Here is a 17,181-nt window from a genome sequence, read left to right on the forward strand (position 1 = left end):
CGTTTAGGATTGTTTGGGAGCGGAGTCGAGTCGCATGGGAAGACCTGCCGCCGCCATATGCGCCTTGGCTTCCCGAACCGAATAAGTGCCGAAATGGAAGATCGACGCAGCCAGCACCGCCGTTGCGTGGCCATCGCGGATACCTGCCACCATATGGTCGAGATTGCCGACGCCGCCAGAGGCGATGACCGGCGCGCGTACGGCGTCCGCCACGGCACGCGTCAGTGCTATGTCGTAGCCAATCTTGGTGCCGTCGCGGTCCATGGAGGTAAGCAGGATTTCGCCAGCGCCGAGGCCGACAACCTTTTCAGCGAATTCCACGGCGTCGATGCCGGTTTTTTCGCGGCCGCCATGGGTGAAAATTTCCCAGCGGTCGGCTTCGCCGGCAATGCTGACCTTCTTGGCGTCGATGGCGACGACAATGCACTGGTCGCCGAATTTGTCGGCGGCTTCGGCGACAAAACTCGGGTTGTTCACGGCTGCCGTGTTGATCGACACCTTGTCGGCACCTGCCAGAAGAAGCTTGCGGATGTCGGCGACCTGCCGCACGCCCCCGCCCACCGTCAGCGGCATGAAACATTGCTCGGCGGTGCGGGCGATAACGTCGAAGATGGTTTCGCGGTTTTCGGATGAGGCCGTAATGTCGAGAAAGCACAGTTCGTCCGCGCCGGCGGCATCATAGGCCTTGGCCGCCTCGACCGGGTCGCCGGCATCGACCAGATCGACAAAGTTGACGCCCTTGACGACACGGCCGTCCTTGACGTCGAGACAGGGAATGACACGAGCCTTCAGCATCAAATACGCTCCAGCGCCGCCACGAGATCGACCAGAAGATGGCCAGTGACGGGCGGCACCTCGCCTTGTGGGTCAAAGGCCGGATCGTAGGCCGACACCGTAACGCCGGTTATCGGGATCGACCGGGCGATACTGCATACGGTCTCGCGCAATTGTTCCGGGTTAGGCCCGCCGGGTGTCGCATAGCGATTGACCTGCAGAAGGTCGGGATTGTGGACATCGAGATCGAGATGTAGATGGGTCCGCTTGGCCCCGCTTGCATTCAGCTTTCCCGCTTTGTTCGCGGCATCGGCGCATTGCGCCCGTATTACCGGCAAGCTGTCCAGGAATTTGCGTTCCTCCGGATCGAGGTCGCGCGCGTCAACCAGAAGACAACGCGCAGGATCAATCGGCCGAAAACCGCGGATCGTCTTTGCCATGGGCTTCCAGCAAAGTCCTAGCACGGTTGAAAGCGCCATGCCGTCCAGAAAGCCACCGGATGAGGTTTCGGGCGTATTGATGTCGCCATGCTGGTCGAACCAGATGATGGAATCGGCAACCTCGCCGGCGACTGCGCCTGCTGCGGTCAGGCAATTTCCGGTGAGCACGATCGGAAAGCGGTCATCATCGATGGCACCGCCGACCTTGGCTCCGACCGCTTGGCAAACGGCAAAGCCGGTTGCGATCTCACGAGCCTGCATATCGCCGACATGGCCAATGTCTTCGACCACCACTTCGTGCCCGGCAAGTGTCAGCGCTTCGACCAGCCCGCCGGCAACAAGCGCCTCCGGTCCCTGGCCGAAGCCGGAATGGTAGTGGCCGCTGTCATACGGTGCCAGGATGACCGAGAGTTTCATTGCGCTCCGCTCCGGTTGCGTGCTTCCCGCAATATGGTGAGCGCCTCTTGCGGGTCGATGCGTCCATCGTATAGGGCGCGGCCGGAAATCGCGCCTTCGAGCTTTTGGGCGTCGGGCATGGTCATGCGTACGATATCGGCGATGGAGGCCAGCCCGCCGGACGCGATCACCGGGATTGACACGGCTTCCGCCAGATCGATGGTGGAGTTCCAGTTGATGCCGGTCAGAACGCCGTCGCGGTCGATGTCGGTGTAGATGATGGCGGCAACGCCAGCCCCTTCGAATTTCTTCGCCAGTTCGATCACGCCGAGACTGGAGGCCTCGGCCCAACCTTCGACCGCCACCTTGCCGCCCTTGGCGTCGATGCCGACGGCGATCTTGCCGGGGAACGCCTTGCAGGCTTCCTTGACCAGATCGGGATCGCGCACCGCCACGGTGCCGAGAATGACGCGGGCGAGGCCGCGATCCAACCATTCCTCGATCTGCGGCAAGGTGCGGATGCCACCGCCTAGCTGAACCGGGTTCTTCGTCGCCTTTAGGATGGCGCCGACCGAGGACGCGTTGACGCTCTGCCCTTCGAAAGCCCCGTTAAGATCGACAACATGCAGCCACTCGAAGCCCTGATCCTCAAAGGCTTTTGCCTGTGCTGCCGGATCATCGTTGTAGATTGTCGCGGTCGCCATATCGCCGAGCTTGAGGCGCACGCACTTGCCGTCCTTCAGGTCGATGGCGGGAAAAAGGATCACGGCTTCCACCTCAGGAAATTTGTTATCAGGGCCAGGCCCAGCGCCTGGCTCTTTTCGGGATGGAACTGCGTTCCAGCGAGATTGTCGCGCGCGACCGCTGCCGTCACCGGCCCGCCATAGTCGGCCACGGCCAGCACCTGGTCTGGCTTTGAAGCGTCGAGGTGATAGGAATGCACAAAATATGCGTGCAATCCGGCAGGACCCGTCTCGATGCCAGCGAACAGCGGGTGGTCGCGGCGCACCTCAATGGTGTTCCAGCCGATCTGGGGAATCTTCAAAGATGGATCGGCGGGCGTGATTTCCTTCACGTCGCCGGCGATCCATCCGAAGCCCTTGGTAACGGTCTTTTCCAGTCCCCGTTCGGACATGAGTTGCATGCCCACACAGATGCCCAGAAAAGGCCGGCCCTTTGCAATGGCGGCTTCCTCGACCGCTTCCCACATGCCGTCAACGGCGTGCAGGCCGGCGGCGCAATCGGCATAGGCTCCGACGCCGGGCAGCACGATGCGATCAGCACTCAAGACCCGCCTGGCATCAGCGGTCAGTTCGATTTCGACATCAATTCCCGCCTCGCGCGCCGCGCGTTGAAAGGCTTTCGTCGCCGAGCGCAGATTGCCCGAGCCGTAGTCGATGATGGCAACGCGCATGTCAGAGCCTTTTAGGGTAGGAAACGAGGCCGAGCGTGTCTTGTGCGTGCGGCGACCGCGGCATAGCTGTGGCGGCCGGCACGATACTCACCTGCGGTGCCGCATCGGTTGCTTCCTGGCTGACGTCGAGCGCGTAGCGCAAGTCGGCCGCGTCCTGCCGATCTGCCTCGACTACGCCCCAGTCCTGCCAGCCGCGTCGCCGCATAGCGGCAATCCGCAGGACCTGGTCCTCCAACCCGACATAGAGCGAAACGAGAAGGCCGAGCAGCGCACCAGTAACGCGAAAGCCCGTCACCTCTCCCAGACCCGAAAGAAAAGCCATGACGAGGAAAGCCAGGATCGCCTCGAGCCATAGCCGGTGCCACAACAACCAGAGCGGTGGCACTATGAACCCTAACCAGGAGAAGCCGTCGCGAATGAAAACGGCCTGCTCCAGCCTCTGCTCGGGGTTGCCGCGCGGAGGCAGCATCACGACATAGCTGGCCATTGCTACCCCTTCAGCGATCCCTTGGTTGAAGGGACCGCGTCAGGCTGGCGCGGGTCGGCTTCGGTCGCAGCGCGCAGCGCACGCGCCACCGCCTTGAAGCAGGTTTCGGCAATGTGATGGTTGTTGGCGCCGTAGTGGTTGGCCACATGCAGCGTGATGCCGGCATGCTGCGACAGCGCCTGGAAGAATTCGCGCACCAGTTCGGTGTCGAAAGTGCCGATCTTCGGAGAGGGAAAACCGACATTCCAGACGAGGAAAGGCCGTCCAGACACGTCGATGGCCGCGCGCGTCAGCGTCTCGTCCATGGCCAGGTCGATCGAGGCATAGCGCATGATGCCGCGCCGCTCGCCTAGCGCCTTGGACAGCGCCTGACCTAGCACGATGCCGGTGTCTTCCACCGTGTGGTGATCGTCTATGTGCAAGTCGCCCTTGGCCTTGACCGTCATATCGATCAGCGAATGGCGCGACAATTGGTCAAGCATGTGGTCGAAGAAGCCGACGCCGGTCGAAATGTCCGACTTGCCGGTGCCGTCGACATGCACGAAAACGGAGATTTCGGTTTCCCTGGTCTTGCGGCTCACTTCGGCGGAACGGGGTGACATGGCCGGATCCTTGTCCCTGAATTCTCGTAAGAAGGTGGACGTATGCTCTTGAAAGCGAGAGCCTTCTAGCAGCATGATCCAACGATTGCCAGTTTCCAAAGCCACTTGAGGCGGCTTGATCGATGCTTGTTTGCAAACAGGCTTAGGCTGCATACATATGCGAAAATATTCCTCGTAACGCGCCAATCGCCTCGAATAGGGATCGCGCGACATCGGAGCAACATATGTCCAATGAATTGACCATGCATGCCACGACCATCGTCACCGTGCGCAAGGGCGGCAAGGTGGTCATCGCCGGCGACGGCCAGGTCAGCCTCGGCCAGACCATCATGAAGGGCAATGCCAAGAAAGTCCGGCGCATCGGCAAGGACGGCAAGGTCATTGCCGGTTTCGCGGGCGCCACCGCCGACGCTTTCACGCTTCTGGAGCGGTTGGAGGCAAAACTCGAACAATATCCCGACCAGTTGACCCGCGCCTGCGTCGAACTCGCCAAGGACTGGCGTACCGACCGCTATCTGCGCCGGCTGGAAGCGATGATGCTGGTGGCCGACAAATCCGTGTCGCTGGCGCTGACCGGCAATGGCGACGTGCTGGAACCGGAAGACGGCGTCATGGCCATCGGGTCCGGCGGCAATTATGCGCTGGCAGCCGCCCGCGCCCTGATTGACAGCGACAAGGACGCCGAGGAAATCGCCCGCAAGGCAATGAAGATTGCTTCCGACATCTGCGTCTACACCAACAACAATTTCGTCGTCGAAGTCATCGATGCAGCATAAGGCCGGGATGCCGCGCGAGGCCGGGCCGACCTACGATTTTCGGGCGGTCACCGAGGCCGACCTGGCGATGATCGCACGCTGGCTTGCACAACCGCATATGGCCGGATGGTGGGGCGACCCGGAAACCGAAATCGCTTCCATCCGCGAGCACATCGACAGCGATTCGGTCGAGCCGCTGATCGTCGAGCTTGACGGCCGCCCGATCGCCTATCTGCAAAGCTACGATCCGCATCTGGAGGACGACCATCCCTATGCGGATCAGCCTTTCGGCACGCTCGGCATCGACCTTTCCATTGGCGTGCCGGAGCTTGTCGGCATTGGCCACGGCTCGGCCATTGTCAGGCAATTCGTGGCGGATCTGTTCGAGGAAGGCGCACCGCGCGTCATCATCGATCCGCATCCGGACAATAGCAGGGCGATCCGCGCCTATGAGAAGGCGGGGTTCAGGCCGATCGGGCGCAGGCAGTCGGAGTATGGCGACGTACTGCTGATGGCAGTCGATGCCGAGGAGGACGAATGAGCGAGGCACAGATCAACAAGCCGGCATGGTGGCGATCGTTGCCATGGCAACGAGGTGCGGTACTTGTCGTCGGTCTGCTTTTGGCCCAGGCGCTGGTGCTTTATGCCATGGGCCGCATTCCGATCTGCGAATGCGGCTATGTGAAGCTGTGGCACGGCGTGGTGATCAGCTCGGAAAACTCCCAGCACATATCCGACTGGTACACGCCCTCACACATCATCCATGGCTTCCTGTTCTATGCGCTGGCGCACTTTCTGTTTCCGCGCGCCTCGATCTGGCTGCAGCTCGGCTTCGCTCTTCTCATCGAAGGTGGTTGGGAACTTCTGGAAAACAGCCCGATGATCATCGAGCGCTACCGCGCGCAGACTATCTCGCTCGATTATTATGGCGATTCCATCATCAATTCCGTCTCGGATTCCGTGGCCATGATCGCGGGCTTTGCGATGGCCAGAACGCTTCCTATATGGATCGTCGTGGCGCTGGCCCTGATCTTTGAGATCGGCACGGGCATCATCATCCGGGACAATCTGACACTCAACGTGATCATGCTGCTGCATCCGTTCGAGTTCATCAAGCAGTGGCAAGGTGGATTGTAGAACCATGAGCAGCTTTTCCCCCCGCGAAATCGTTTCCGAACTCGACCGCTTCATCATCGGCCAGAAGGACGCCAAGCGCGCCGTCGCGATCGCATTGCGCAATCGCTGGCGCCGCCAGCAACTGGAGGGCCAGATGCGCGAAGAGGTGATGCCCAAGAACATCCTGATGATCGGGCCGACCGGCGTCGGCAAGACCGAGATATCGCGGCGCCTCGCCAAACTGGCCGGCGCGCCTTTCGTCAAGGTCGAAGCCACCAAATTCACCGAGGTCGGTTATGTCGGCCGCGACGTCGAGCAGATCGTGCGCGATCTGGTCGAGATCGCCATTGGGTTGGTTCGCGTAAAGATGCGCGAGGACGTCAAGGCGCGCGCCCATATCAACGCCGAGGAACGCGTACTGGAAGCGCTGGTTGGCAAGACAGCCTCTCCCGCGACACGCGATAGCTTCCGCAAGAAGCTGCGCGAAGGCGAACTGGACGACAAGGAGATCGAGGTCGAGGTGGCCGATACCGGCAGCGGCGGCATGCCCGGCTTCGAGATTCCCGGCATGCCGGGCGCCAATATCGGCGTCATGAACATCAACGACATGCTGTCCAAGGCGATGGGCGGCAAGCGCACGAAAATGCGCAAGACGACGGTCAAGGATTCCTATGGGCTTTTGATCGAAGACGAGTCCGACAAGTTGCTCGACCAGGACGAGGTGGTGCGCCGGGCGCTGGAATCGGCGCAGGAGGACGGCATCGTCTTCCTTGACGAGATCGACAAGATCGCCGCCCGCTCTGACATTTCCGGCGGGCCATCGCGCGAAGGTGTGCAGCGCGATCTCCTGCCGCTGGTCGAAGGCACCACGGTGGCGACCAAATACGGGTCGATCAAGACCGACCACATCCTGTTCATTGCGTCCGGCGCCTTCCACGTTTCCAAGCCGTCCGACCTCTTGCCTGAATTGCAGGGCCGTTTGCCAATCCGCGTCGAGTTGCGGGCGCTTGAAAAGGAAGATTTCGTGCGCATCCTGACCGAGACGGAAGCGAGTCTTATCAAACAGTATGTGGCGCTGATGGCGACTGAGGGCGTGACGCTCGACTTTACCGACGATGCCATCGATTCTCTGGCCGGCATCGCTGTCGATCTCAATGCCTCGGTAGAAAACATCGGCGCGCGCCGCCTGCAGACGGTGATGGAGCGGGTGCTGGACGAGATCTCCTACGATGCGCCCGACCGCAACGGCACGGCAGTGACCATCGACGCCGCTTACGTGCAGAAACATGTCGGCGACCTGTCGAGGAACACCGATCTTTCACGCTTCATTCTCTGACATCTGGGGCTGCGCATCCAGCCGTACCGGGTGTGCAGCCGCCTACATTAACTTGAATGGAATGCCGGAGAGCAGCGCCCGCACATAGCGCTCCTTTTGGTAGAGGCCATTCAGCGACACGCGATTGAAAGCAGTTGGGCGTTTCAGGTTCGAAACCCTGAGCGTGCCCGGCTGCGTTGTTACCGCTATCTCGAGACCTGCATCAACTGCCGCTTGAAATTCACGCTCGCCGACCGCAGTTGCATAGCCATAAGGATAGGCAAGGCTGGTTGGCTTTCGCCCTATATAACTGGTCACGGCTTGCATTGAGCCGGTGATCTCCGTCTTCAACCTTGCCGCGTCGACACGTTTCAGATTTGCGTGGGTCAGCGTGTGTGCTCCGAACCGCACCAACGGATCGCGGGCAAGATCGCGCAACTCATCCTCGGTCATCGTCAGCCGGTCGACAATGGCCAACGGATCGATGCCGTTGGCGCTCGCCGCCGCATCCAGCAGCGCAACCGCCGCGTCTTCTTCAACGGTCTGCACGAAATCGGAAATGCGGTCGAAGGCTGCCTGCTTCTGGTCCATCGACCGCATCGTCACCGTTTCCAACCCAGCCCCGAAATCGAACTCCAGTGCCGCTTCGTCGCGGGTCAATTGCTCGGCAGTTTCCCACCACATCGAGCGCGTGCGTTCGACGAAACCCTTGCAGATGAAGATGGTGTACGGCACGCCGTTCTTGCGGAAAACTGGTGCGGCGTGCTCGGCATTGTTGCGATAGCCGTCATCCAGCGTAAAGGACACAAATCGGCGGTCGTCGCTCGGGTCAGCCAGTAGCCTTGGCAATTCCTCTACCGCAACGGGTACGAGACCGGCTTGCAGGCAGACCCCGATAGCCGCGTCGAGGAATTGCGGTGTGACCGACAAAAGCGCGTTCGGTTGATACGGCTCGCCCCGCGATGGCCGCACATGGTGCAGGGTGAAGATCACCCCGCGCCCTGCGGCCGAAGGCAAAAACGCACCGGCATTGCTCAGCGCCACAACCTCCAGGCCGGTCCGGATGATCACATTGCGAACAATTCTGTTGGCAACAGTTTTCAGCGACAAGATCGATCTCGCTACTTCAGCACGCGCCGCGTCAGTACCCGCCACACGGTCAGTGGCAAGTCCAGCAGGCTTGGCATGAGGTCGTTCGGTGCGAAAGTCGCCCATGCCTTGACCGCGCTGAACGAGCGGACATAGGCACCGAAAGACAGCTGGCCACGAACTGCAAGCCGTGCGGCGGCTACCATATCGCGCGCCAGATACATCCATGCCGTGCCCATTTGAGCCGTCCTTGTTTCGACGCCGATGCCGTTTGTCATACTCCAAAGCGTTGCACCAAGATCAACGCCTGCGGCGCTAGCCAGCCCGAACCACGACCACGGACGCGGATTGACATCGAGCAGTTTCAGCGTGCCGTCACGAGCGTCATGCTTGAACTCGATCTCCACCAACCCGTGATGCCGAATGGACGACAGCAGTCGCCGGGAAGCCGCCACTGCCTGCGGGCAATCGACCACCTCGACGAAAGTGCTCGTGTAGCCGAAGTCGACCGGATATTGCCGCGAACGCCGTGCCGTGAACTCGGCAACAGGCTTTCCTTCGTGCCACAAAGCCGCATAAGAAAACTGGCTCTCGCCGCCACCAGGTATCAGTTGCTGTACCACCACATTGCGGGCGCCGATATCGTCGACGGCATCTTCATAGGCGGCGAGGAAGGCCCCCATGTCGTCGGCACGGACCACCTTCGCCCGCGCCAACCGGCTGTTGCCGCCGCCCATATTGGGCTTCAGCACCACTGGGAACCGGATGTCGGATCGCGATGCCTCTTCCGCAGAGCCAAACGCATAGGTCTTCGGCACGGCAAGGCCGAGTTCCGCCGCCCTTTGGTAGAGCAGCGGCTTTTCGCATACCCATCGGAGGCAATCCCACGGAGGCAGGGCAACCCTGTAAAAAGTCGACAGTACATCGAGCGATTGCGAGACCATGCGTACCTCGCCGTCGCCGCCGGCGACTAACAGACAGCCCCTAAGGTTGTGATCGGCAGCGAGGCCGAGCAGGCATGAAACGGCATCCGGCGCATCCGGGCCTGACCAAAGGAACTTGCCGCTCACATGGCGCGACCAGCCGGGCAAAGGGGTATCGTTGCTAACCAGGAAAACCGGGACGTTGATCGCTCCCAGGCTGCGGGCCAGCGCCAGCGTGCCGTGTGCGCCGCCGAGGATGACTACGCCAGACGCCATACTGTCAGATTCGAGGCTGGGCAGAGGCTCAAGAAGCATAGATCGGTTCCGGCAATCGGCACGTATCGGAAAGGTGCGCCATGGCAGAGCCGATCGTAATCATGGTACGGGAAACTAGACGGTCACTGTTAACAAACTGCTCAGCGCCAATGCCCCACGTACCCTTCCGCGACGCTGCCGAAGCAGTGCCCCCAGCCCGATCGGCAAAGTGAAGCATCACGATTTTGTAATCGCATTGACCAGACAGTGCGGCGTCGATAGTTTGCCAGCTTATTAATTTAGCTCAATTCAAACTCTGGGGGCAGTGCATGAAACTTCCTGTTGGTATTCTGGCGGCCGCGTTCGCGTCGTTCATGGCGGTTACTTCAGCACACGCGCTGGTGGTCTATTCCAGCGTCGATGAAGAAAACGCCAAGAAGCTCCTCGATGCCTTCTCCAAGGCAACCGGCGTCGAAGCGCAGATGGTATTCCTGTCCTCCGGCCCGGCGCTTTCCCGCATCGAAGCCGAAAAGGCCAGCCCGCAGGCCGATGTATGGTTTGGCGCGCCGAGCGAGAACCACATCCTGGCCAAGGAACGCGGCCTGACCGAGCCCTATGTTTCGGCCAATGCCGACAAACTGACGGACGAGTTCAAGGACAAGGATGGTTTCTGGCACGCCATCTACACCAATCCGATCGCCTTCGGCGTGCGCACCGACATTCTCGAAAGCCGCAAGGCGCCTGTTCCGGCCTCCTGGGAAGATTTGAAGAACCCTGCCTACAAAGGTCTGATCCAGATGCCGTCGCCGCAGTCGTCGGGTACCGCCTATGCGATGATGCTGACACTGATCAAGGAACGCGGTGAAGATGCTGCCTTTGAATACATGAAGGCGCTCAATCCAAACATCCAGACCTACACCCAGAGCGGAACGGCTCCGAGCGGAGCGCTTGGGGTAGGCGAGACGCCGCTGGCCATTCAGTTCAGCCCTGGCTTTCTCAAGCTTGCCGACGAAGGCTTTCCGGTCAAGGTAGTCTTCCCTAGCGAAGGGGTGGGCTACGAAGTAGCGGCAATGTCGATTCTCAAAGGCGCCCAGCATGCGGATGAAGCGAAAAAACTCGTCGACTGGATGACCTCCACGGACGGACAGGGCGCGTTGAGCGCCTCCAAGACCTACTTCCTGCCGATCAGGGCAGATGTCAGCGGCGGCACGGGTGTTCCGGCACTGGATTCGATCAAGCTTGTGGCCACAGATGCAAGCTTCGCAGCGGAGAACAAAAAGCGGCTTGTCGAGCGCTGGGCCAAGGACGTTCTCGGCCAGTAAGGACGAGTTCGCTTGTTTGCCAATGCACGCCAGGAACTGAAGCTACTGGCGCGAGATCCGATTCTTCTCGCGCTTTTGGCTATCATTGCCGCCTCCATTGTGCTGTTCGTCATCTATCCGCTGGGCAAAGTTCTCTTGGCCAGCGTGCAGGTCGACGGCCAATGGACGCTTGCGGAATACTTTTCGCTGGCTGAGCGCAGGCTCTACCGCAACGCCTTGATCAACAGTCTCGGCGTTGCAGCATTGGTCGGCGTGATCAGCGTCCTGATCGGTTTCGTGGCGGCCTTCGTACTGGCGCGGCTGAACGTTCCGGGAAAATCCCTCCTCCACTACATCACGCTGCTGCCGATCGTGTCGCCGCCATTCGTCAGCGCTGTATCGATCCTGTTCCTGTTCGGCTTCAATGGCCTGATCACACGTCAGTTGCTGGGGTTGAACGACTTTTCCATCTACGGCTTTCACGGCGTGGTCCTGTCGCAGGTGTTCACCTTCGCGCCGATCGCCTATCTTTCCCTGCGGGGCGTGCTGGCTTCGATCAGCCCGACGCTGGAAGATGCGGCACTCAACATCGGCGCTACCCGTTGGCAGACCTTCTGGAAGGTCAGTTTTCCCCTGTCGCTGCCGGGCATTGCCGGCGCTTTTCTCGTTGTGTTCATCGAGTCCATGGCGGATTTCGGCAATCCACTGGTTCTCGCCGGCGCGGCGTTTCCCATGCTGGCACCGCAGGCTTATCTGGAAATCACGGGATCCTTCAACCTGGCGCGGGGCGCCATGCTCGCGATCGTCCTGTTGATCCCGTCGCTTACGGCGTTTGCCATTCAGCGCTACTATCTGGCCAAGCGCCAATACATTACCGTGACCGGCAAGCCCTCTGCCTCGACGTCCAAGATCGTGAACGAGCCGGCGAAGTGGCTGCTCTACGCCTTGGTCGTGCTGTTTGCCCTGTTTGTTGCAGCCTTCTACGCAGTCATATTCCTCGGTGCGTTCACCAAGGTCTGGGGGTTCAACTACACCCCGACGCTCGATCACTTCATCTACGTCTTCGATGTCGGGCTCGACACGGTGAAGGACACACTGATCGTTGCCATCATCTCGACCCCCATCAGCGGCTTTCTGGGCATGCTCGTGGCGTTCCTGATCGTGCGGCGGACGTTTCCCGGCCGGACCGCGCTGGAATTCGGCTCGATCCTGAGTTTCGCCGTGCCGGGAACGGTGGTCGGTATCGGCTATATCCTGGCCTTCAACGCGCAGCCGGTGGTCCTGACAGGCACTCTGGCGATCCTGGTCTTGTGTTTCGTGTTCCGCTACATGCCGGTCGGCATCCAGTCGGGCATCGCCGTATTGAGACAGATCGACCCGTCGATCGAGGAAGCAGCGCAGAACCTCGGCGCTGACGGCCTGACCACTTTCAGGAAGGTCACGCTGCCACTGATCGCGCCGGCCTTCTTCTCCGGCCTGGTTTATGCGTTCGTGCGCGCGATGACAGCGATTAGTGCGGCCATCTTCCTTGTGTCGGCCAACTGGAACCTGATGACCGTGCAAATCCTCAATCAGGTCGGCTCGGGCCGCCTCGGCGTTGCAGCCGCCTACAGCGTCGTGGTGATCCTGATCGTGCTGGTTGCGATTGTTATCATAAATGCATTCGTGGGGCGCTGGTCACGCCACTCTTCCATGGTGAGATATTGATGGCTCAAGGAATCAGGATAGCCGGGCTCAACAAGATATTTTCGAGTCCTGACGGCGCGTCGGTGGCTGCCGTCAAGGATATCGACCTCGAGATTGCCGAGGGCAAGCTTGTTACCTTGCTTGGACCGTCAGGCTGCGGCAAGACAACGCTTCTACGCATGATCGCGGGGTTCGAGGAACCGACATCAGGCGATATCTGGTTCGGCGACAAGCGCATCAATGACGAACCGCCGAACAAGCGTGACGCTGCAATGGTGTTCCAGTCCTATGCGATCTTCCCGCATCTCGATGTGTTCGAAAACGTTGCCTTCGGACTGCGCCTGCGCAAACTCAGCCGGGCAGATATCGAAGAGCGCGTGAAGCGCGTTCTCGAGCAGACGGGCCTGTCGGGCCTAGCCCACCGCTCTCCAAGCCAACTCTCCGGCGGCCAGCAGCAACGTGTCGCGCTGGCGCGCTGCATTGTCATGGAACCACGTGTCCTGTTGTTCGACGAACCACTTTCCAATCTGGATGCCAAGCTGCGCGAGCAAATGCGTATCGAGATCCGCGAGTTGCAGCAGCGTCTCGGCATCACCAGCATCTACGTCACCCACGACCAGGTCGAGGCAATGAGCATTTCCGACGATATCGTCGTGATGAACGCCGGTATCGTCGAGCAGATCGGCTCGCCTCATACAGTTTATGCGCGCCCGGCCAGCCGTTTCGTCGCCGACTTCATCGGCAAGGCCAATTTCATTCCGGCGACGGTCGTGGATGATAGATCAGTAGAGGTGGCCGGCAGGACGCTCGTTCTTCCGGCTTTGCAGGGATTGGAGGCGAAATCGAGGGTAACGCTAGTCGTTCGCCCGGAGGCCGTCGGCCTGGATCGCAATAAGGGAGATTTTACCGGGACCGTCAGCCGCGTGATGTTCCTCGGCAATATTGCCGAGTATCTGATCAAGATACCAGGTATCGGCTATTGGCTTGTCGACAGCCCCAATCCCGGCGAGACTGGCCTGTTCGAGGTCGGACAGACCATACATCTGTCACCGAGCCGGTCATCAATCCACGTGCTCGACTGAGAGCTAAGGCGCCTGATGCAGGGAAGCCGCGGAACAAGCCCCTTTCGGGAACTAAAGCCTCAGCTTCCCTCTACCAGGACGATCTCGCCATCCGCGACCTGCTGGCGGATTGCAGCTGCGCGCTGATACTCCGGCGAGTGATAGCAGTCATGCGCGATCGCCAGCGAATCAAATTCTATGATGACGTTGCGCGCCCGGCCGGGGCCTTCCGCCTTCTCATGCTCGCCACCACGCGCCAGAAACTTGGCCCCGAACCGTTCAAACGCAGGCTTAGCTGCTGCGACATAATCCTTGTAACGCTCAGGATCGCGAATATCGACGCGAGCGATCCAGTATCCCTTGGGCATTCCAATTCCTCCAGAAATTACTCCGCTCAGGCTGAGCGCATGTCGTCGAGAATAGCTTGCGCCGCCGCCCGCCTGTCAACCGCGCCGACGATCGGGCGCGCCACAACCAGGTGGCTGGAACCGTTGCGGATGGCATCGCGCGGTGTCACCACGCGCTTCTGGTCGCCGTGCTCGGCACCAGCAGGGCGGATGCCCGGCGTCACCAAGGCAAGGTCGGGACCGACGATCATGCGTACGGCCGCTGCCTCGTGCGCAGAACAGACGATGCCGCCCATGCCAGCGTGCAGGGCCTGTTCGGCACGCCTCAGCACCAGCGTATGCGGATCGTGCTCATAACCGGCCTCGATGACGTCGTGCTCGTCCATCGAGGTCAGCACCGTCACCGCCAGCAAGGTGAGGTCGCTGCCGCGCGCTGCGTCGACCGCCGCCCGCATGGTCTTGGGATAGGCATGCAAGGTGAGCATGGTCATGCCCATACGGACAATGTTTTCGACCCCCTTGGCCACGGTGTTGTCTATGTCGAGCAGCTTCATGTCCAGGAACACTTTGGTTCCACCACTGGCGAGTTCCCGCGCGAACTCCAGGCCACCGGCGAAGACGAGTTGGTAACCGATCTTGTAGAAGTCCACCACGCCGTCGAGATCGCGCACCACCTTTTCAGCTTCACCGAGCGTCGGCACGTCGAGGCCGACAATCAAGCGGTCCCGCATCTCAAGGGCTGGGGTCATGGCTCTTTCCTCATCGACAGTATTGCTGCCCGCTCGGCAAGTGTGCTTGCAACATTTTCCATCGCCCGGCGCAAGCGCTCATCACGCAAGTCGCCGTGATCGTCGAATGCCTCGCCGCCGTGCGGCACCGAGCACTGCAGGAAGGGCTATCACGCTGGCGTCGAGCCAGCCGGCACGAAATGTGGGAGGGATAGACACTCCAGACTTGCAGGCGACGACGACCGGGCCGGATGAAGTGACCAGAGGCGGCAATGACGGCGGTGGGAATCCCGAGGAAAACTTCATGGTGTCGGCGGTAACGACGCGGGCAGAAAAGGCTACGCCAACTCGATCTTTGATCTAGTGTGCGGCGCGCCGGTAGATCCATAGCCGGGTCGGCGGAATATTGCGGATGATGAAGTCGAAATGCTCGACCGTGTAATCGCCGCGACCGGCGGGGATGGGCGACATCGGACCATAGGTCAGTTGCACCACCGGGCGACCGGGCGACAGCCGATCCAGCAAGCCACTAAGATAAGCAACGCGCTGGCTGACCGGGAAGTTCAGCAACGGCACGCCAGAGATCACTGAATCGAATTTCAGATGACGCTTGTCGCCCAGCGTCTTGTCGAGGTCGAAGGCGTCACCCTCGATAACGTTGACGCCAGGGAAATGGCTGCGCAGATGGTGTACGAAGTCGGCGGAATATTCCACCGAGTAAAGGTCTTCCGGCTTTACGCCATGCGCCAGAATTGCCTTGGTGATAACCCCTGTTCCCGGGCCAAGTTCAAGCACCGGCATACCGGACTTGATGTCGATCACCGAGGCCATTCGGCGCGCGGTGACGGAACTGGTCGGCACGATAGCGCCGACAGCCTTGGGCTTGTGCATCCAGCCCTTGAAGAACTTCAGTTCGTCGTCGAATTTTGCCGCCAGCGTCTTGCGCAGTCCGGACCCTCTTGCCATGCTAGTTCTCCCGAGGCTCCCCACGCGCTACTTAACACTTGCGTGGCCTCATGCAAGGCATACTCTGGTACAAGTTGTTGATGACGCTACGGAAGCCTGCGCGTCGCAACCGGTCTCAACCTTCGCCGAACGACTCGAAGAAGTCCTTCATGCGAGCGAAGAACCCGCTTGACTGCGGCGAATTCTCTTTCGACGAAAGTTGCTCGAATTCTTCGAGCAGTTCGCGTTGGCGCCGCGTCAAACTCTGGGGTGTCTCAACGGCGGTCTGAATGTAGAGATCGCCAATCTGCGGCTGGCGCAACACCGGCATGCCTTTACCCTTGAGGCGGAATTGGCGACCGTTTTGAGTGCCTTCCGGAACCTTCACGCGGGTCTGCGTTCCGTCCAGTGTCGCCACCTCGAACGAGCCGCCAAGGGCAGCCGTGGTCATCGAGATCGGCACCTTGCAATAAAGGTCCGCGCCGTCACGCTGGAAGAACTCATGCGGCTTCACGCTGAGAAAGATGTAGAGGTCGCCCGCAGGCCCGCCGCGCAGGCCCGCTTCGCCTTCGCTGGCCAGCCGGATGCGGGTACCGTCTTCTATGCCGGCGGGAATGTTGACCGACAGCGAACGCTCCTCGGTGACACGGCCCTGGCCGGCGCATTTCGGGCACGGGTCCTTGATCGTCTGGCCGCGTCCATGGCACTGCGGGCAGGTGCGCTCGATCGAAAAGAAGCCTTGGCTCGCCCGAACTTTGCCGTGGCCGTTGCACATGGTGCAGGTAACCGGCTGCGTGCCGGGCTTGGCGCCGGAGCCCGAGCATTCGGTGCAGGAGACGGAAGCCGGCACGTGGATTTGCGCGGTCTTGCCGGCAAAGGCTTCCTCCAACGTGATTTCCATATTATAGCGCAGGTCGGCGCCGCGCTCGCGTCCACCCGACGAACGGCGGCGTCCGCCGCCCATCATGTCGCCAAAAATGTCCTCGAATATGTCGGCGAAACCGCCCGCGCCGAAACCGGCGGCGCCACCGTTCATGCCGCCATTTTCAAAGGCAGCGTGGCCGAAACGGTCATAGGCCGCACGCTTCTGCGGGTCCTTCAACGTCTCGTAGGCTTCGTTGATTTCCTTGAATTTGTGTTCGCAGGCGTCATCACCGGGATTGCGGTCAGGATGGAACTGCATGGCGAGCTTACGGAACGCGCTCTTCAGTTCCTTCTCGTCCGCACCCTTGTTGACGCCAAGCGTCTCGTAAAAATCGGCTTTCATCTTATCCCGCAACCAGGACGTTCGACCGGGTGTTCAATGTCTCGGCGCATTGCATACCTGTCCGGGCACTTGCCGATCCATTTCCGCATCAGCGAACAGCCCAATCCTCATGTTCCGGCAAGCTCCGAGGAAAACCAGTACGTTTCCCGGAACTGCGCTAGCGTTTCGATTTAAGCGTCCGGCTGCCCGGATGCCAGTACCGCCACCGGTTTCGCAGCGTTTGTTCATTCATCTTGCAGAAAAGCCCGGTTTTACACCGGGCTCCCCGTCGGTTCGCTCA

19 protein-coding genes are annotated in these 17,181 nt (G+C 60.5%); 7 read left to right on the forward strand and 12 right to left on the reverse strand.

Translation table 11 applies throughout. The features are described from left to right. Positions 1-3: 3 nt before the first annotated feature. Genes hisF through hisB form a run of 6 tightly spaced genes read right to left on the reverse strand, consistent with a single transcriptional unit; the run spans position 4 to position 4,113 of the window. Positions 4-795: an imidazole glycerol phosphate synthase subunit HisF gene (gene hisF / locus ASD64_RS14420; protein WP_056106178.1), complete on the reverse strand. Its 792-nt coding sequence runs from the start codon at positions 793-795 to the stop codon at positions 4-6. Then, on the reverse strand, positions 795-1,631 hold the full coding sequence (locus ASD64_RS14425; protein WP_056106181.1) for an arginase family protein: 837 nt from the start codon (positions 1,629-1,631) through the stop codon (positions 795-797). Before ASD64_RS14425 ends, hisF begins: the two co-directional genes overlap by 1 nt. Next, positions 1,628-2,377 carry a 1-(5-phosphoribosyl)-5-[(5-phosphoribosylamino)methylideneamino]imidazole-4-carboxamide isomerase gene (gene hisA, locus ASD64_RS14430; RefSeq protein ID WP_056106587.1) on the reverse strand — a complete coding sequence of 250 codons (750 nt, stop codon included), beginning with the start codon at positions 2,375-2,377 and terminating at the stop codon, positions 1,628-1,630. Before hisA ends, ASD64_RS14425 begins: the two co-directional genes overlap by 4 nt. After that, a complete protein-coding gene (gene hisH, locus ASD64_RS14435) occupies positions 2,374-3,024 on the reverse strand; it encodes an imidazole glycerol phosphate synthase subunit HisH (protein ID WP_056106183.1) in 651 nt (216 codons plus the stop codon). The genes hisA and hisH overlap by 4 nt, the downstream gene beginning before the upstream one ends. A 1-nt stretch (position 3,025) precedes the next feature. Further along, positions 3,026-3,511, reverse strand: a complete 486-nt coding sequence (locus ASD64_RS14440; protein WP_056106185.1) for a DUF2628 domain-containing protein — start codon at positions 3,509-3,511, stop codon at positions 3,026-3,028. 2 nt (positions 3,512-3,513) lie between these two features. Next, complete coding sequence (gene hisB / locus ASD64_RS14445) at positions 3,514-4,113, reverse strand: imidazoleglycerol-phosphate dehydratase HisB (RefSeq protein WP_056106187.1); 600 nt, start codon at positions 4,111-4,113, stop codon at positions 3,514-3,516. 224 nt (positions 4,114-4,337) lie between these two features. On the opposite strand from hisB, the gene hslV reads away from it, so the two are divergent. Genes hslV through hslU form a run of 4 tightly spaced genes read left to right on the forward strand, consistent with a single transcriptional unit; the run spans position 4,338 to position 7,320 of the window. Next, a complete protein-coding gene (gene hslV, locus ASD64_RS14450; RefSeq protein ID WP_056106189.1) occupies positions 4,338-4,889 on the forward strand; it encodes an ATP-dependent protease subunit HslV in 552 nt (183 codons plus the stop codon). 7 nt (positions 4,890-4,896) lie between these two features. Next, positions 4,897-5,409: a GNAT family N-acetyltransferase gene (locus ASD64_RS14455; protein WP_056106589.1), complete on the forward strand. Its 513-nt coding sequence runs from the start codon at positions 4,897-4,899 to the stop codon at positions 5,407-5,409. Then, positions 5,406-6,005: a DUF2585 domain-containing protein gene (locus tag ASD64_RS14460; RefSeq protein ID WP_056106192.1), complete on the forward strand. Its 600-nt coding sequence runs from the start codon at positions 5,406-5,408 to the stop codon at positions 6,003-6,005. Before ASD64_RS14455 ends, ASD64_RS14460 begins: the two co-directional genes overlap by 4 nt. Positions 6,006-6,009: 4 nt before the next feature. Further along, on the forward strand, positions 6,010-7,320 hold the full coding sequence (gene hslU, locus ASD64_RS14465) for an ATP-dependent protease ATPase subunit HslU (RefSeq protein ID WP_056106194.1): 1,311 nt from the start codon (positions 6,010-6,012) through the stop codon (positions 7,318-7,320). 42 nt (positions 7,321-7,362) lie between these two features. Here the strand turns inward: hslU and ASD64_RS21725 are convergent, their stop codons facing one another. Continuing rightward, positions 7,363-8,409 (reverse strand): polysaccharide deacetylase family protein, encoded by a 1,047-nt coding sequence (locus ASD64_RS21725; RefSeq protein WP_244480803.1) that lies wholly within the window; start codon positions 8,407-8,409, stop codon positions 7,363-7,365. 11 nt (positions 8,410-8,420) lie between these two features. Continuing rightward, positions 8,421-9,587, reverse strand: coding sequence for a hypothetical protein (locus ASD64_RS21730; protein WP_056106593.1), 1,167 nt, complete (start codon positions 9,585-9,587; stop codon positions 8,421-8,423). A gap of 308 nt (positions 9,588-9,895) precedes the next feature. Here ASD64_RS21730 and ASD64_RS14480 point away from each other — a divergent pair, with 308 nt between their 5' ends. The 3 genes from ASD64_RS14480 to ASD64_RS14490 are packed head-to-tail and all read left to right on the forward strand — an operon-like array spanning position 9,896 to position 13,635. Continuing rightward, positions 9,896-10,888, forward strand: a complete 993-nt coding sequence (locus ASD64_RS14480) for an ABC transporter substrate-binding protein (RefSeq protein WP_056106196.1) — start codon at positions 9,896-9,898, stop codon at positions 10,886-10,888. A gap of 12 nt (positions 10,889-10,900) precedes the next feature. Next, a complete protein-coding gene (locus tag ASD64_RS14485; protein WP_056106198.1) occupies positions 10,901-12,574 on the forward strand; it encodes an ABC transporter permease in 1,674 nt (557 codons plus the stop codon). Next, positions 12,574-13,635: an ABC transporter ATP-binding protein gene (locus ASD64_RS14490; RefSeq protein ID WP_056106201.1), complete on the forward strand. Its 1,062-nt coding sequence runs from the start codon at positions 12,574-12,576 to the stop codon at positions 13,633-13,635. Before ASD64_RS14485 ends, ASD64_RS14490 begins: the two co-directional genes overlap by 1 nt. A 59-nt stretch (positions 13,636-13,694) precedes the next feature. Here ASD64_RS14490 and ASD64_RS14495 read toward each other — a convergent pair whose 3' ends face one another. The 4 genes from ASD64_RS14495 to dnaJ form a co-directional block, all read right to left on the reverse strand. Continuing rightward, the gene (locus tag ASD64_RS14495) at positions 13,695-13,982 is read right to left on the reverse strand and encodes a DUF1330 domain-containing protein (RefSeq protein ID WP_056106205.1); all 288 of its coding nucleotides are present in this window, start codon (positions 13,980-13,982) and stop codon (positions 13,695-13,697) included. A gap of 26 nt (positions 13,983-14,008) precedes the next feature. After that, positions 14,009-14,710: an orotidine-5'-phosphate decarboxylase gene (gene pyrF / locus ASD64_RS14500; protein WP_056106207.1), complete on the reverse strand. Its 702-nt coding sequence runs from the start codon at positions 14,708-14,710 to the stop codon at positions 14,009-14,011. A gap of 339 nt (positions 14,711-15,049) precedes the next feature. Further along, a complete protein-coding gene (gene pmtA / locus ASD64_RS14505) occupies positions 15,050-15,655 on the reverse strand; it encodes a phospholipid N-methyltransferase PmtA (protein ID WP_056106210.1) in 606 nt (201 codons plus the stop codon). A 115-nt stretch (positions 15,656-15,770) separates the two neighbouring features. Beyond that, the gene (dnaJ, locus tag ASD64_RS14510) at positions 15,771-16,901 is read right to left on the reverse strand and encodes a molecular chaperone DnaJ (RefSeq protein WP_056106212.1); all 1,131 of its coding nucleotides are present in this window, start codon (positions 16,899-16,901) and stop codon (positions 15,771-15,773) included. Positions 16,902-17,181 lie beyond the last annotated feature (280 nt).

It is taken from the genome of Mesorhizobium sp. Root157, from assembly GCF_001427385.1.
Taxonomy (GTDB): Bacteria; Pseudomonadota; Alphaproteobacteria; order Rhizobiales; family Rhizobiaceae; genus Mesorhizobium.

Excerpts from the sequence above, each read along its gene's own strand:
- ASD64_RS14460 (WP_056106192.1), top strand. The coding sequence starts at position 5,406 with ATGAGCGAGGCACAGATCAACAAGCCGGCATGGTGGCGATCGTTGCCA.
- ASD64_RS14425 (WP_056106181.1), bottom strand. The coding sequence starts at position 1,631 with ATGAAACTCTCGGTCATCCTGGCACCGTATGACAGCGGCCACTACCAT.
- pyrF (WP_056106207.1), bottom strand. The coding sequence starts at position 14,710 with ATGACCCCAGCCCTTGAGATGCGGGACCGCTTGATTGTCGGCCTCGAC.
- ASD64_RS14480 (WP_056106196.1), top strand. The coding sequence starts at position 9,896 with ATGAAACTTCCTGTTGGTATTCTGGCGGCCGCGTTCGCGTCGTTCATG.
- ASD64_RS14455 (WP_056106589.1), top strand. The coding sequence starts at position 4,897 with ATGCCGCGCGAGGCCGGGCCGACCTACGATTTTCGGGCGGTCACCGAG.
- pmtA (WP_056106210.1), bottom strand. The coding sequence starts at position 15,655 with ATGGCAAGAGGGTCCGGACTGCGCAAGACGCTGGCGGCAAAATTCGAC.
- hslV (WP_056106189.1), top strand. The coding sequence starts at position 4,338 with ATGTCCAATGAATTGACCATGCATGCCACGACCATCGTCACCGTGCGC.
- ASD64_RS21730 (WP_056106593.1), bottom strand. The coding sequence starts at position 9,587 with ATGGCGTCTGGCGTAGTCATCCTCGGCGGCGCACACGGCACGCTGGCG.
- ASD64_RS14490 (WP_056106201.1), top strand. The coding sequence starts at position 12,574 with ATGGCTCAAGGAATCAGGATAGCCGGGCTCAACAAGATATTTTCGAGT.
- dnaJ (WP_056106212.1), bottom strand. The coding sequence starts at position 16,901 with ATGAAAGCCGATTTTTACGAGACGCTTGGCGTCAACAAGGGTGCGGAC.
- ASD64_RS14440 (WP_056106185.1), bottom strand. The coding sequence starts at position 3,511 with ATGGCCAGCTATGTCGTGATGCTGCCTCCGCGCGGCAACCCCGAGCAG.
- hisB (WP_056106187.1), bottom strand. The coding sequence starts at position 4,113 with ATGTCACCCCGTTCCGCCGAAGTGAGCCGCAAGACCAGGGAAACCGAA.
- hisH (WP_056106183.1), bottom strand. The coding sequence starts at position 3,024 with ATGCGCGTTGCCATCATCGACTACGGCTCGGGCAATCTGCGCTCGGCG.
- ASD64_RS14495 (WP_056106205.1), bottom strand. The coding sequence starts at position 13,982 with ATGCCCAAGGGATACTGGATCGCTCGCGTCGATATTCGCGATCCTGAG.
- hslU (WP_056106194.1), top strand. The coding sequence starts at position 6,010 with ATGAGCAGCTTTTCCCCCCGCGAAATCGTTTCCGAACTCGACCGCTTC.
- hisF (WP_056106178.1), bottom strand. The coding sequence starts at position 795 with ATGCTGAAGGCTCGTGTCATTCCCTGTCTCGACGTCAAGGACGGCCGT.